Origin of the sequence: Neoaquamicrobium sediminum, assembly GCF_040970315.1 — a bacterium.
GTDB lineage: Bacteria > Pseudomonadota > Alphaproteobacteria > Rhizobiales > Rhizobiaceae > Aerobium > Aerobium sediminum.
Genome location: NZ_JAZHFV010000009.1, coordinates 17,363 through 30,530, shown reverse-complemented (window position 1 = coordinate 30,530; position 13,168 = coordinate 17,363). Strand labels below are relative to the sequence as shown.

The window sequence follows — 13,168 nt, the reverse complement described above, 5'->3', positions numbered from 1 at the left end:
TGATGGACTTGGCTATCGTCGACGATACGGCACCGGAAAAGCAGGGACCCTCGCTGCTGCTGCAGATCGCGCTGCTCGTGGGATTAAGCGTCGTTGCGGTCGGTATCGGCTGGGGCTCCGGCCTTTACCTGACCGGCCAGCAACCGGCTGCCCATGAGCAGGCCGCAGTCGAGACGGCGAAGGCGACGGAGACCACGCTCGCCGAGGCCCATGACGGAATGGGTGTCGTCTATCTGGAACCGATCACAACCAATCTGGCCGGGCCGACGGGAACATGGGTGAGGCTTGAGCTGGCGCTGGTGTTCGATGCCGAACCGGACATGATGATGGCGCAGACCATTCAGCAGGATGTTCTCGCCTATCTCCGTACAGTGAAGATTCATCAGGTCGAAGGCGCGAGTGGCTTTCAGCACCTGCGTTCCGATATCGAGGAGCGCGCCTCCATCCGCAGCGACGGCTCCGTCAAGCGTATCCTGATCCGGACGTTGCTTTTCCAATGATCCGCTTGGCCACCTCAGTCCTTTTGCTGCTGGTGCTTGTCGCGCCGGCCAGCGCGCAGCAGCTCGACCTCGGGGGCCTGACCGGCCAGCTCGAGGGCCAGACGGTCGGTTCGATCATTCAGCTTTTCGGACTGTTGACGGTCCTGTCGCTTGCGCCCGGCATCCTCATCATGGTGACGAGCTTCACCCGGTTCGTCATCGTGTTCTCGATCCTGCGCTCGGGCATGGGTTTGCCGAGCACGCCGGCGAACCTGATCCTGGTCAGCCTGTCTCTGTTCATGACTTTCTATGTCATGGGACCTACATTCGATCGGGCCTGGAACGAGGGCGTGCAGCCGCTGGTCGCGAACGAGATCAACGAGGAAGAGGCGTTCGGGCGCATCTCGGAGCCGTTCCGCGATTTCATGATCGCCAATGTGCGCGACAAGGATTTCGACCTTTTCGCAGATCTCGCGCGCGAACGCGAACAGGCGGACGTTTCCGTTCAGGACGCGGATTTTCGCATTCTCGTTCCGGCGTTCATGATCTCCGAAATCCGGCGCGGGTTCGAGATCGGCTTTCTGATCGTGCTGCCGTTTCTGGTGATCGACCTGATCGTGGCGACGATCACCATGTCGATGGGCATGATGATGCTGCCGCCGGTGGTGGTGTCGTTGCCGTTCAAGATACTGTTCTTCGTCCTTATCGACGGCTGGAACCTGCTCGTTGGCAGTCTCGTGCGCTCGTTTGCTTAACGCGCCGATTCAGCGCACGTTAACCATCTGATTTTCCGACGAAAATTAACCACGCTGCTTATCTCATCCGTAGGGTTTGGCCCCTAGAACGGATTGCGAGGGGCAGATTGGTCATGGGGATTTCCAACCGATCGGGCATGAGGCCGCGCCGCTTCGCTGGTGAGAATCCGGCATGTCAATTGTGTATCGAGTACAAGGCGTATTCTCATGACGAGTCTTCTGACCAACGCGTCCGCAATGACGGCGCTCCAGACCCTGAACAAGACCAACAAGAACCTGGCTACCACGCAGAACCGCATCGCCACCGGCGCGCGCGTCAACGAAGCTTCCGACAACGCTGCTTACTGGTCGATCTCGGTCGGCATGAAGAACCAGAGCAACCTGCAGTCGGTCGTCAAGGACTCGATGGGTTTCGGCAAGGCGATCCTCGACGCGGCCTATACCGGCCTTGACGAAGCCATCAAGCTGACCTCCGAAATCCACTCGCGTTACCTTGCTCGCGAGCAGGACGGCGTGGACACGGATGCCATCGACGCCGAAATCGCCGAACTGAAGACGGCTATCCAGGAAATTGCGGCGGCTGCCGACTTCGAGGGCCAGAACCTGCTCGCCACTGCTGGCGCCGACGTCACGGTCGTGACCGGCTATATCAAGGGCGACGGCACTGCCGGTTCCTCCGAGACCAAGACCCTGACGCTCAGCGCCTACGATCTCGAAGGCGAAACGGCGAACATGACCGACGCAGACACCACGGAAGCGTCGCTGGTCGCCATGCGTGAGGCCGCTTCTGACCTCGGCGCCAAGAAGATCCGTCTGGACGCCCAGCTCAGCTTCACCTCGAAGCTGAAGGACGCGCTCGACCGTGGCGTCGGCCAGCTCGTCGATGCCGACATGAATGCAGAGTCGGCTCGTCTGTCGGCCCTGCAGGTTCAGCAGCAGCTCGGTATCCAGGCGCTGTCGATCGCCAACTCCAACAGCCAGAACGTTCTCGCGCTCTTCCGCTAAGACGTTCCATCGGCTGGGATAGGCTGAAGCCTATTTCCTATCATCAGGCCGCGTCCCTCAGGGCGCGGCCTTTTGCTTGTGTCTACCGTGCGGGAGTTACGCTGCAGCCGAAATACTAAGGCGAATGGTAAATTTTTCAGCAAAAGCAAATCATTAACCATGTTCCTTAGGTGGCGGTTAGCCATTGCTGTTTACATCTGCGTTCAAGAGCGGGCCGGGAGGAAACACAGAGTGTTCCGGTTGGCATGACGCCCCTCCGCTTAGCCGGCAGTTGCCCGGCATGTCAGTTTAGTACTCAGTACAAGGCGTATTCTCATGACGAGTCTTCTGACCAACGCGTCCGCGATGACGGCGCTCCAGACCCTGACCAAGACCAACAACAACCTGGCTACCACGCAGAACCGCATCGCTACCGGCGAGCGTGTTTCGCAGGCCTCCGACAATGCCGCCTACTGGTCGATCTCGGTCGGCATGAAGAACCAGAGCAACCTGCAGTCGGTCGTCAAGGACTCGATCGGCTTCGGCAAGGCGATCCTCGACGCGGCCTATACCGGTCTCGACGAAGCCATCAAGCTGACCTCGGAAATCCATTCGCGTTACCTTGCTCGCGAGCAGGACGGCGTGGACACGGCTGCCATCGACGCCGAAATCGCCGAGCTGAAGACGGCAATCGAGGAAATCGCTCAGGCTGCCGACTTCGAGGGCCAGAACCTGCTCGCCACCGGTGGCGCCAACGTCACGGTCGTGACCGGCTACATCAAGGGTGACGGCACTGCCGGTTCGACCGAGACCAAGACCCTGACGCTCAACGCCTACGATCTCGAGGCCGAGACGGCGAACATGACCGACGCCGACACCACGGAAGCGTCGCTGGTCGCCATGCGTGAAGCCGCTTCGGAACTCGGCGCGATGAAGACCCGCCTCGATGCCCAGCTCAGCTTCACCTCGAAGCTGATGGATGCGCTCGATCGCGGCGTCGGCCAGCTCGTCGATGCCGACATGAATGCAGAGTCGGCTCGTCTGTCGGCCCTGCAGGTCCAGCAGCAGCTCGGCATCCAGGCGCTGTCGATCGCCAACTCCAACAGCCAGAACATCCTGTCGCTCTTCCGCTAAGCGACAAGGCAGGGCTGACCAGCCCTGAAAAATCGAAGGCCGCGCTTCAGCCGGAGCGCGGCCTTTACCATTTAAGAACTAAAGTTTCTATTTCATAAATACTTATCCTGTATTTTTACTATTTATAAACCAAAAACATTGGGATTTATACTTCATTAACCATGTTTCTTAGCCTCCCATTATCCATCCTTGTTCATAAATAGCGTCAACAAGCGGGCCGGACCGAGTGTGCAGTATCCGGGGGCATGACGCCAATCCGCCACGCCGGCAATCAGCCCGGCATGTCGTGACGTAATCAGTTCAAGGCGTAGAAAAATGGCTAGTCTCCTGACGAATGCCGCCGCGATGACGGCGCTGCAAACCCTCACCAGCACCAACAAGAAGCTTGCTGTAACCCAGAACCGAATTGCCACCGGCGCGCGCGTCAACGAGGCTTCGGACAATGCGGCCTACTGGTCGATCTCGGTCGGTATGAAGAGCCAGAGCAACCTGCTCGGCGTCGTGAAGGACTCGATTGGCTTCGGCCGGGCGATCCTCGATGCCGCGTATACCGGCCTCGACGAAGCGATCAAGCTGACCACCGAGATCCACTCCCGCTACCTTGCGATGGAGCAGGACGGCACCGATACCGCGGCACTCCAGGCGGAAATCGACGAACTTGTTGCCGCCATGCAGGAAATCGCTGCCGCGGCTGACTTCGAAGGCCAGAACCTGCTGGCGAGCACTGGCGCCAACGTGACCGTGGTAACGGGCTACATCAAGGGTGATGGCACTGCGGGCTCGACCGAAGTCAAGACCCTGACGCTGAACGCCTACGACCTCGAGGCGGAAGCCGCCACGATGACCGATGCCGACACGGCGGAACTTGCTCTCTATGCGATGCGCGGTGCTGCTTCCGAACTGGGCGCGATGAAGGTACGGCTCGAATCCCAGATGACCTTCACGTCGAAGCTCATCGATGCTGTCGACCGTGGCGTCGGTCAGCTCGTCGATGCCGACATGAATGCGGAATCGGCAAAGCTGTCCGCCCTTCAGGTGCAGCAGCAGCTCGGCATCCAGGCGTTGTCGATCGCCAATTCGTCGAGCCAGAACATCCTGACGCTGTTCCGCGGCTGATCCCTAAGGCACCTTAGTCGGTGCCGGTCCGCGCTCCTCATGGGGGCGCGGGCCTTTGTGCTGCGCGCGCGTCTCGAAGCGCCCCATTCGGCACGTCTGCTTAACGACCCGTTAACCATGAAAATCTACTTATGGTTAACCAAATCAGCGGGCGTCTTAGAAGGGGCAACACCTTGTCGAGCATCAACACAAACCCGGCAGCGATGACCGCGTTGCAGGTCCTTCACGCCACCAACAAGGCACTGGAGGTTGTGCAGGGTCGCATCTCGACCGGCCTGCGCGTCTCGCAGGCATCCGACAACGCGGCCTACTGGTCAATCGCGACCACGATGCGGTCCGACAACAACGTTCTGTCCACCGTCCAGGATACGCTTGGCCTCGGCGCCAGCCGCGTCGACACCGCCTATACGGCGCTCGAAGCCGCGATCGGTCTCATCGACGAGATCAAGCAGAAGGTTCTAGCCGCCGTCGGCATGAGCGAAGACAATAAGGAGCGTATCCAGGAAGAAGTGACCGCCTTCCAGGAGCAGCTTCGGTTCACCGCGCTCGCCGCGACCTTCTCGGGCGCCAACTGGCTGTCAGTCAACTCGCTCGCCGCCAACGGTCATCCTTCGGATGGAGTGCACAAGGAGGTCGACATCGTTTCGGCCTTCACGCGCGACCAGAACGGCGCGATCATCCTCGGCTACATCGGCATCGACGTACAGGCTATCAAGCTCTATGACGCCGCGGCAACCACGAACGAAACGATGGGCATGCTTGAGGGGCTCCGCCTCGGCACGACGGGATTGCGCGACGACACCGCCACCGCGGCCACGCCCGGAACCGCGGCCGCGACCGACGGCTACGCTGTATCGTCGCTGAATGTCGTGGGCCACACCGACGAGCAGCTCGAACAGATGCTTACCGTCGTCGACCAGACGCTGGCGGAAATGGCCAACGCCGCGACGGCCATCGGCGCGATCAAGAAGCGTGTGGACCTGCAGAAGGACTATACCTCCAACCTGATGGATTCGATTGACCGCGGTGTCGGTCAGCTGGTCGATGCAGACATGAACAAGGAGTCGACCCGGCTGCAGGCGCTGCAGGTGCAGCAGCAGCTTGGCGTGCAGTCGCTCCAGATAGCCAATTCCTATGCGGAAAACATCCTGCTCTTGTTCCGCAACTAGCGCGGCACTACAGGGGCGAGCATCTGACGGGCTGTCCGCGAGGGCAGCCCGTTTGCGTTGGTGGCACCCGTCAAATGCGTCGCAGCCGCTCGCCCATGTTCCAGAATATGCCGATGATAACACCTGATAGCAGCGTATGGTACAGCGGCACGTCGAGATCTTCCGTCAGATACCAGATCAGGATGACGAAGATTGCGCGGGCGAGAAAAACCAGTTCGAGCCGCGACTCGTTAGTCAGTCGGGCGCTGCGCGTGAAGGCGGCCACCTGCACCACGATCATGCGGACGGCCACTGTCAGATAGAAGGCCAGGAAAAGTCCGAGCCCTATCAGTCCGCCGCGCGTGAAGGTCGACACCATGCTCGAATGCGAGCCGATCGGGATTTCCGCAAGCGAGACGTCGACAGGCTTGATACCCAGCCCGAAGATCAGGTTCTGGTCCAGCACCATGCGGATCGCGAGGGCGTAGGTCTCCAGCCGCGTCGCGGTCGATCCCGCGCGGGACTCGGCAACCGACTGCGCCGAAGCCTGGAACAGGTCGACCAGGTCCGGGCCAAACAGAGCGACCACGGCCAGGACCAACGGCCCGAGCAGAATTACGCCGAGCATCACGCCGCCCCGCCAGACCACCGCCAGAAACGCAAGCGAAGCGACATAGGCGAGACTGGTCGTGCGGCTGCCGAACGGCAGGAGCATCGGGAGGATCGAGAGTTCCAGAAGTATGGCCCACATGAACATGCGCCGGCGGATCAGGTAGATGGCGCCCATTGCGCCCAGCATGACGACCTGGATCGCGCTTTCGGTGGCGTAGACACCCATGCCGTGATTGCGGGAGACGACCCCGCCGTTGATCCAGTCACTCTCCACGACGATGTTCAGCGCGTAGGTGCCGAGAATGCCCGGCAATTGGCCGAGGTTACCTAAAATGAGCGAATAGAAGTAGATTCGGCTTTGGCCGGACACCGCCGAATAGCCCATGGTCACTACCATGAAGACGACATAGGAGATGTAGGCGATAAGGGCTGCGCCGTAGATCGTGTCCTTGGGCCAGATGCCGCGGTGGTTGCGCGGGGCATGGTCGAGCTGCCGGCCGAAATTGATGAAGACCAGAAGCAGCAGCAGCACGGATATGTTGTAGGCGGCACCGAAGGCGCGCTCGCCCTGGAAATGAGTCATCATTGCCAGAAAGAGCGAGAAGGCAAGCGCCGCCGCCAGTGACAGAAGCTGCCACTCGGGGAGTGCGAAACGCACCATTCCAAAGGCGAGGACGACGCCCACGAGGTAGACCCAGGGCAGATCCGTGCCCAGCGCCCAGTTCACCGGCAGCATGACGATGGTCGCGGCAATGAGGAAGCATTGCAGCGCCCATGCGTCGGTGACGATCGGACCGGCCGATCGTCTGACGTTGCCTCTCGTATCGCCTATCGCCGCCATCGAGGTGTCACCCGGTCCGCGTCAGCAGAAGATAGAGGCTGTGGGGATTGGTGATCAGGTAGCGCATCGCCAGCCGGCGCGGCTCGAGCACCGTGCGGTAGAGCCATTCAAGGCCGGCCTTCTGCATCCAGACGGGAGCCCGGGAGCGGGAACCTGACAAGAAGTTGAACAGGCCGCCGGAGGTCTTGACCACCTTGACGCTCTTCAGCCGGTCGATGTTGCGCAGCACGAACTCCTGCTCGCGCGGCACACCGAGACCGATCCAAAGGATGTCCGGCCGCAACCGGTCGAGATCCTCGAACAGTGCTTCCTCGCCTGCCGCGTCCAGATAGCCATGCGAGTAGCCGGCAAGCTTGATACGCGGAAAGCGGTGGCGGACCGTCGCGGCAGCGCGCTCGATCTCGTCCGGCGTGGTGCCGAACATGTAGTAAGAGGTGCCTTCCGGCAGCAGCAGGCTCGCATCGTCGAACAGGTCCGTCGTGCTGGTGCGGTCAGGTACCGGCTTGGAGGTCAGCAGGTGGGAGATCGTCACCATCGGCTGGCCGTCCGCGCTGATAACGTCGGCCTGATCGAACAGCCGTCTTATCTTGCTGCTGCGCGCATACATGGACAGGACCTGTCCATTCGACGAGGTCATGAAAAGCGGCTGTTCCAATTCGGGCAAGCGTCCCGCGATGGCGTCGTCCATGAGTTGTACCGTCTCGCGCAGGCTGAGGCGGGCGTTTGCCATTCCGCCAAGCTTGCAGACCGGCACGAGGTCACGAATTTTCTGGTTGCGCATTGTGATCTTCCTCACACGGCATTCTTGTGGACCAGCCCGATGAAGGGCGTGGCGGCGATGATCGAAATGTCGAAGAGGATCGACCAGTTCTCGATGTAATAGAGGTCGTATTCCAGGCGTTTGTTCATGGCCTCGACCGTGAAGGTCGGCCCACGAAAGTCGTTGACCTGCGCCCACCCGGTGATGCCTGGCTTCACCCTATGGCGGTTGTTGTACATGGGCAGCAGCCCGGCATAGGCGGCGTTCTGCTCGACCGCGTGGGGCCGGGGCCCGACGATCGACATCTCCCCGCGCAGCACGTTGAAGAGTTGCGGCAGTTCGTCGATCGACAGCCGGCGCAGGATCCGCCCGACCCGCGTGACGCGGTTGTCGTTACGCGTGGCCTGACGGAAGCCTTGACCCTCCGACTGCACGTGCATGGTACGGAACTTGAAGACGGTGATGACCTGGTTGTTGAGACCGTGACGCTTCTGCTTGAAGAAAACGGGGCCGGGGCTGTCGAGTTTAACCGCGGCGGCGACGAGCAGCAGAAACGGTGCGAGCAGCACGGTCGCTATGGAGGCGAGCACGTAGTCCTCGACCGCCTTCATCATGTGGCCCCAGCCGGAAATGGGCTTCTGCTGCAGGTCTATGAACTGCACCTGCGCCAGCGAACTGATGCCGCGGAACGGAACCATATGAGTTTCGATATCGGGCAGGAGCTTGATCTCGGCCGGCAGAACGCTCAGCTCCGAAAGCATATCCTCCAGATGCCGCCGCTGAGACGGCGGAAGCGCGATGATGACCGTGTCGACGTCGTTGCGCTGGCCAAAATCGATCAGCTCCGCGAGGCCGCCGTCCCGTGCGGTCACAACGCCAGTCTGGTCGCTGTCGCGCGTCGGGCCGAAGATGCCTGCAATGCGCACGCCGCTGTCGGGCATTCCCAATGCCTCGACCGCGCGCCGCAGTGGAGCGTCCGTGCCGAAGATCGCCGCACGGCGGGAAATCGCGCCTTGCACGGCCTGGCTCGAAAAGACCCGCGCTGCGGCTGCGCGCAGCGTCCAGACGGCGACGACCGACGAACACAACCACACGCCGAACCAAAGCCGCGAAAATTCGTCGGCAGCCCCGATCGCGAGGCCAATCAACGCGACGATCAGGAATGCGCCAACGAGGTTACCCACCGCCGCGCTCGAGAAGGTCAGGAAGCGCGAGAGCTTCTGCACATCGTAGAGCTTCGAGCGATAGTTGAGGTAGCCGAAGGTCAGGACGGTGAGGATCGACGGCCAGATGTATGTCTGGAGGAAATCGTGCTGTTCCAGATGCGTGTAAACGTAGACGTGCCCTATCAGCATGCCGAGCAGCAGCGTGACGAGCAGTTCCATTACTGCATAAATCTGTCCGCTAACGTGCGGGCTGGCCTGCGCATTGGTCCGCAGGTCTGCTGGCATTCTGTCGCCCATGCCAAAGGTTCGGGCGAACCTCGTTTCCAGAATTTCTGTATCTTTTAGGGACACAATTCCGACCCCCAACGCTCTTTTGCCAAATCTGCTGTTACCTGCGGCAGGTGTTGCAAAAGGCGGGCCACTCAGGGTTGAGCCGCCAGGCGTGGACTGCGATCATCGAGAAAGGGGCACTTGAATCGGTTTAAAAGTTGAGGTTCAGTCGCCGGCGAAGAGAGGGAGGTCGATTTGGCCAAAGCAGAAATCAGCAGAACCGACGCCGGACCGATCCGTTATGGCATGGTCGGTGGCGGGCAGGGCGCGTTCATCGGCGGTGTGCACCGCATCGCGGCAAGACTGGATGGAGAGTTTCAACTGGTGGCCGGTGCGCTGTCGTCCGATCCGGAACGGGCTATTGCTTCCGGGCGCGAGCTCGGTCTCGATGCGGAACGCTGCTACGCGTCGTTTGCCGAGATGGCCAAGGCAGAGGCGGCGCGGGCCGACGGCATCGAGGCCGTCGCGATCGTAACGCCGAACCACGTCCACTATCCGGCCGCCAAGGCATTTCTCGATGCGGGCATTCATGTCATTTGCGACAAGCCGCTAACCTCGAACCTTGCCGATGCGAAGAAGCTTGCTGCCGCCGCGGCCAAGAGCGGGCGGCTTTTCGTGCTGACGCACAACTATACCGGCTACCCGATGGTGCGGCAGGCGCGTGAGATGGTCGCCAAGGGCATGCTGGGCGACCTGCGCGTGGTCCATGCCGAGTATCCGCAAGACTGGCTGACCGAGGCTGTCGAGGCTAGCGGCTCCAAGCAGGCCGTCTGGCGCACCGACCCGAAACAGTCCGGTGCCGGCGGTGCAACGGGGGACATCGGCACGCACGCGTATAATTTGGCACGCTTCGTCACCGGCCTGGAACTCGACAGCCTTGCTGCCGACCTCGACGCTTTCGTGCCCGGTCGGCTGCTCGACGACAACGCGCATATCCTGCTGCGCTTCAAGGCGAACGGCAATGCGCCGGCTGCCAAGGGCATGCTTTGGGCCAGTCAGGTGGCACCCGGCAACGAGAACGGGCTGAAGCTCCGCGTCTACGGGACGAAGGGCGGGCTCGAATGGGAACAGGAGCATCCCAACCAACTATGGTACACGCCGTTCGGTGAGGAGAAGCGCTTGATCACGCGGGGCGGGGCAGGGGCAGGGCCGTCCGCTGCTCGCGTCAGCCGCATTCCGGCGGGGCATCCCGAAGGGTATCTCGAAGGCTTCGCCAATATCTATGCGGAGGCTGCGCGCGCCATCCGCGCGATGCGGCGCAATGGCGACAAGATGCCGAAGGACGTTGTCTTCCCGACGGTCGAGGACGGCGTCGAGGGCGTGGCCTTCGTGGAAGCCTGCGTCAAATCCTCGAAGAAGAACGGCGCCTGGACGAAGCTATAGATCTCACTCCACCGAGCGCAGATCGCGCAGGTAGGTGTTATCCTCGGCAGACGCGGTGTAGGCGCTCGGCAGAATGTCTGTAATCAGAAGTGCCTCGCCGACATTTTCCGCGCCGGTGAGCACCTTGCCGTCCGGTGCGGCAACCGTCGACAGCCCTGCATAGGCGAAACGCTCGTCTGCGCCGCAATGGTTTGCATAGGCGACGAACACCTGGTTCTCGAATGCGCGGACCGGAATCATGCTTCTGGCAATGAAAGCGGCATGGTCGCTTTGCGGCAGCGCCGTAGGCACGGCTATCAGCGTGCAGCCTACCTGCGCCAGCCGTCGCACGTTCTCCGGGAACTCGACATCGTAGCAGATCAGCAGGCCCAGCTTCTGCCCGGCATGCTGTATCGTTACGGCAGAAGGTGTCCCGGGTCTGAACAGGTTGCGCTCGTAGTCCGCGTAGAGATGGGACTTGCGATAGACGACGGGAGGCTCAGAACCGCGGATGAAGGCGGCGCTGTTCCAGACCGCGCCTTTATCGGCCTCGGCAAATCCCGCGACGATCGCGACTCCCGTCTCGGCCGAGATCTCCGCGAGGTGCGAGAGCGCAGGGCCGTCTGCCGGCTCTGCCAGGGCGCGGATCGCTTCGCCGGCGCCATAGCCGGTGATCGCGAGCTCGGGCGTGATCAGGAGGTCGGCTCCTCTCGTCGCCGCCTCTCGCGCCGCGCGACCGATGCGCTTTATGTTGGCGGCGGCGTCGCCGGGGTGCGCCTGCATCTGGAGCACGGCGATCTTCACTCTCGATCCCCCGACAAGGCGCCCAGCAATCGCGGCAGATCGCCGAAATGCGCAATCAGGCCAAAAACGATCGCTGCAACGGCGACGAAGAAGATCGAGACCGCGGCCATGGTTGGCGTGTAGCCGTAGCGCAGCGCGTTGAAGATTTTGATCGGCAGCGTTTCCATGGTGAAGCCCACGGTCATGTAGGCAACGATGTATTCGTTGAGCGACAGCACGAAGGCGAACGCATAGCCGGAAATCACGTAGGGCAGGATCAGCGGCAGCACCACCGTGCGCAGCACTGTCCTGTCGTCCGCCCCCATCGTCGAGGCTGCCTCGACAAGGCTGCGGTCGATGGAGCTGAAGCCCAGCGACAGCGTCACAAGCGGCAGGGTGACGAAGAAGATCGCGTGGCTGATCGCCGCCGTCCATGGCTGGCCATAGGCGCCGACCGTTGCCCAGAAGGTCAGGAAGCCCAAGGCGGTAATCACCGGTGGCAGGATGAAGGGCGCCACGCCCAGAAGCTGGAAGATGCGCGCCCACGGCGCGATCCGCCGCCACAGGAACCAGGCGAGCGGCATCGCGATAATGACGGCGAGTGCCGCCGATGCGGCCGCCAGCGTAAGGGAATTCACCAGTGCGGACCGCCAGCCGGGATCGCTGAAGATCTGCCCGTACCATGCGAGGGAAAAGCCTTCCGGGGGGAAGATGAGGCTTTGCTTCTCGTTCACGGAAACGCCTGCCACGACGATGAGCGGGCCGGCAAGAAACAGGGCCACCAGCAGGAAAACGATGCGGCGCAGCGTTGCGGCACTCATGTCCGTTGCTCCCGCTGCGAGCCGACCATCAGCGTCAGGCCGACGAGCGCCAGCGACATCAGCACGAGGAACACCGCCATGGCGGCGGCAAACGGCATGTTGGACTGGTAGATCGCCTGATCGGTGATGAGCACCGACAGCGTCCAGTGCTGGGGCCGTCCGAGTATCTGCGGCAACAGATATGAGCCGAGCGCGAAGACGAACACCATGATGAGCGTGGCCATGATGGTGTTGCGCAGTGCCGGGACCACCACGTTGAGGAAGGCGCGCATCGGCGAGGCCCCAAGCGTGCGCGCGGCTTCGAGCAGGGTTGGATCGAGCCGTACGATGGCGGGGTAGAGCACGAGCACCGTGTAGGGCACGGCTTGATAGACCATCGCCGTCAGTACCGCCCCGAAACCCGGCATCAGCGCCTGCGGCTCGGCCATCAGGCCCGCCATGACGAGCAGATTGGTGATCCCGGCCGTTCGCGAGAACAGCGTCGACCAGGCGAAGCCGATGATGACTTCAGACAGCGACAGGACCGAGAGGATTGCGACCAGCCATACGATCTGTACGCGCCGTGAGGCCTGCGTCAGCAGCCAGGTAAACGGGAAGGCGACGAGCACGCAGACGATGGCCACCATCACCGCCAGCATGATCGAAAAACCGAGCACGCCGCCGAAGAAGGCGGACAGAAACCGCTCGTAGTTGGCGAATGTGAATGCCGGCGAATAGAAGCCCGCCGGGTCTCTCTGGAAGAACGAGACCGCGATCATCGTCGAGAAGGGCACGACGAAGAAGATGACAAGCATCAGCGCTGGAAACGCGATCGGCGCGTAGTCGGCAAGCGTGCGCGGCGGCTCGCGTCTCATTGCCGGCATTCCTGTGATCGGCG

At 61.8% G+C, this 13,168-nt stretch carries 13 protein-coding genes; 7 read left to right on the top strand and 6 right to left on the bottom strand.

Annotated elements, in window-relative coordinates:
- Nucleotides 1-8: 8 nt before the first annotated feature.
- The 6 genes from V1479_RS22395 (at nt 9) to V1479_RS22370 (ending at nt 5,637) form a co-directional block, all read left to right on the top strand.
- Entirely contained in the window at nt 9-500 is a 492-nt protein-coding gene (locus V1479_RS22395; RefSeq protein WP_368804824.1) for a flagellar basal body-associated FliL family protein, read from the top strand.
- Nucleotides 497-1,234, top strand: coding sequence for a flagellar type III secretion system pore protein FliP (gene fliP, locus V1479_RS22390; RefSeq protein WP_368804823.1), 738 nt, complete (start codon nt 497-499; stop codon nt 1,232-1,234). The genes V1479_RS22395 and fliP overlap by 4 nt, the downstream gene beginning before the upstream one ends.
- A gap of 207 nt (nt 1,235-1,441) precedes the next feature.
- Nucleotides 1,442-2,239, top strand: a complete 798-nt coding sequence (locus V1479_RS22385) for a flagellin N-terminal helical domain-containing protein (RefSeq protein ID WP_368804822.1) — start codon at nt 1,442-1,444, stop codon at nt 2,237-2,239.
- A gap of 315 nt (nt 2,240-2,554) precedes the next feature.
- On the top strand, nt 2,555-3,352 hold the full coding sequence (locus V1479_RS22380) for a flagellin N-terminal helical domain-containing protein (RefSeq protein WP_368804821.1): 798 nt from the start codon (nt 2,555-2,557) through the stop codon (nt 3,350-3,352).
- A gap of 315 nt (nt 3,353-3,667) precedes the next feature.
- Nucleotides 3,668-4,468: a flagellin N-terminal helical domain-containing protein gene (locus V1479_RS22375; protein ID WP_368804820.1), complete on the top strand. Its 801-nt coding sequence runs from the start codon at nt 3,668-3,670 to the stop codon at nt 4,466-4,468.
- Nucleotides 4,469-4,641: 173 nt separating this feature from the next.
- A complete protein-coding gene (locus V1479_RS22370; RefSeq protein ID WP_368804819.1) occupies nt 4,642-5,637 on the top strand; it encodes a flagellin N-terminal helical domain-containing protein in 996 nt (331 codons plus the stop codon).
- 70 nt (nt 5,638-5,707) lie between these two features.
- Here the strand turns inward: V1479_RS22370 and V1479_RS22365 are convergent, their stop codons facing one another.
- Genes V1479_RS22365 through V1479_RS22355 form a run of 3 tightly spaced genes read right to left on the bottom strand, consistent with a single transcriptional unit; the run spans nt 5,708 to nt 9,280 of the window.
- Nucleotides 5,708-7,069, bottom strand: a complete 1,362-nt coding sequence (locus tag V1479_RS22365) for an O-antigen ligase family protein (protein ID WP_368804818.1) — start codon at nt 7,067-7,069, stop codon at nt 5,708-5,710.
- A gap of 7 nt (nt 7,070-7,076) precedes the next feature.
- Nucleotides 7,077-7,850: a WecB/TagA/CpsF family glycosyltransferase gene (locus V1479_RS22360; RefSeq protein WP_368804817.1), complete on the bottom strand. Its 774-nt coding sequence runs from the start codon at nt 7,848-7,850 to the stop codon at nt 7,077-7,079.
- Nucleotides 7,851-7,861: 11 nt separating this feature from the next.
- Complete coding sequence (locus V1479_RS22355) at nt 7,862-9,280, bottom strand: undecaprenyl-phosphate glucose phosphotransferase (RefSeq protein WP_368804816.1); 1,419 nt, start codon at nt 9,278-9,280, stop codon at nt 7,862-7,864.
- Nucleotides 9,281-9,571: 291 nt separating this feature from the next.
- Between V1479_RS22355 and V1479_RS22350 the strand changes: the two genes are divergently transcribed.
- Nucleotides 9,572-10,708: a Gfo/Idh/MocA family protein gene (locus V1479_RS22350; RefSeq protein WP_368804882.1), complete on the top strand. Its 1,137-nt coding sequence runs from the start codon at nt 9,572-9,574 to the stop codon at nt 10,706-10,708.
- A gap of 3 nt (nt 10,709-10,711) precedes the next feature.
- On the opposite strand, the gene V1479_RS22345 is transcribed toward V1479_RS22350, so the two are convergent.
- The 3 genes from V1479_RS22345 to V1479_RS22335 are packed head-to-tail and all read right to left on the bottom strand — an operon-like array spanning nt 10,712 to nt 13,145.
- Nucleotides 10,712-11,491, bottom strand: coding sequence for a carbon-nitrogen hydrolase family protein (locus tag V1479_RS22345; protein ID WP_368804815.1), 780 nt, complete (start codon nt 11,489-11,491; stop codon nt 10,712-10,714).
- A complete protein-coding gene (locus V1479_RS22340) occupies nt 11,488-12,291 on the bottom strand; it encodes an ABC transporter permease (protein WP_368804814.1) in 804 nt (267 codons plus the stop codon). Before V1479_RS22340 ends, V1479_RS22345 begins: the two co-directional genes overlap by 4 nt.
- Nucleotides 12,288-13,145, bottom strand: coding sequence for an ABC transporter permease (locus V1479_RS22335; protein ID WP_368804813.1), 858 nt, complete (start codon nt 13,143-13,145; stop codon nt 12,288-12,290). The genes V1479_RS22340 and V1479_RS22335 overlap by 4 nt, the downstream gene beginning before the upstream one ends.
- Nucleotides 13,146-13,168: the final 23 nt, after the last annotated feature.

Bases quoted from the DNA above. Each gene is read 5' to 3' on its own strand.
- V1479_RS22350 (WP_368804882.1), top strand. From the start codon at position 9,572: ATGGTCGGTGGCGGGCAGGGCGCGTTCATCGGCGGTGTGCACCGCATC.
- V1479_RS22380 (WP_368804821.1), top strand. From the start codon at position 2,555: ATGACGAGTCTTCTGACCAACGCGTCCGCGATGACGGCGCTCCAGACC.
- V1479_RS22385 (WP_368804822.1), top strand. From the start codon at position 1,442: ATGACGAGTCTTCTGACCAACGCGTCCGCAATGACGGCGCTCCAGACC.
- V1479_RS22335 (WP_368804813.1), bottom strand. From the start codon at position 13,145: ATGAGACGCGAGCCGCCGCGCACGCTTGCCGACTACGCGCCGATCGCG.
- V1479_RS22365 (WP_368804818.1), bottom strand. From the start codon at position 7,069: ATGGCGGCGATAGGCGATACGAGAGGCAACGTCAGACGATCGGCCGGT.
- V1479_RS22340 (WP_368804814.1), bottom strand. From the start codon at position 12,291: ATGAGTGCCGCAACGCTGCGCCGCATCGTTTTCCTGCTGGTGGCCCTG.
- fliP (WP_368804823.1), top strand. From the start codon at position 497: ATGATCCGCTTGGCCACCTCAGTCCTTTTGCTGCTGGTGCTTGTCGCG.
- V1479_RS22355 (WP_368804816.1), bottom strand. From the start codon at position 9,280: ATGCCAGCAGACCTGCGGACCAATGCGCAGGCCAGCCCGCACGTTAGC.
- V1479_RS22360 (WP_368804817.1), bottom strand. From the start codon at position 7,850: ATGCGCAACCAGAAAATTCGTGACCTCGTGCCGGTCTGCAAGCTTGGC.
- V1479_RS22375 (WP_368804820.1), top strand. From the start codon at position 3,668: ATGGCTAGTCTCCTGACGAATGCCGCCGCGATGACGGCGCTGCAAACC.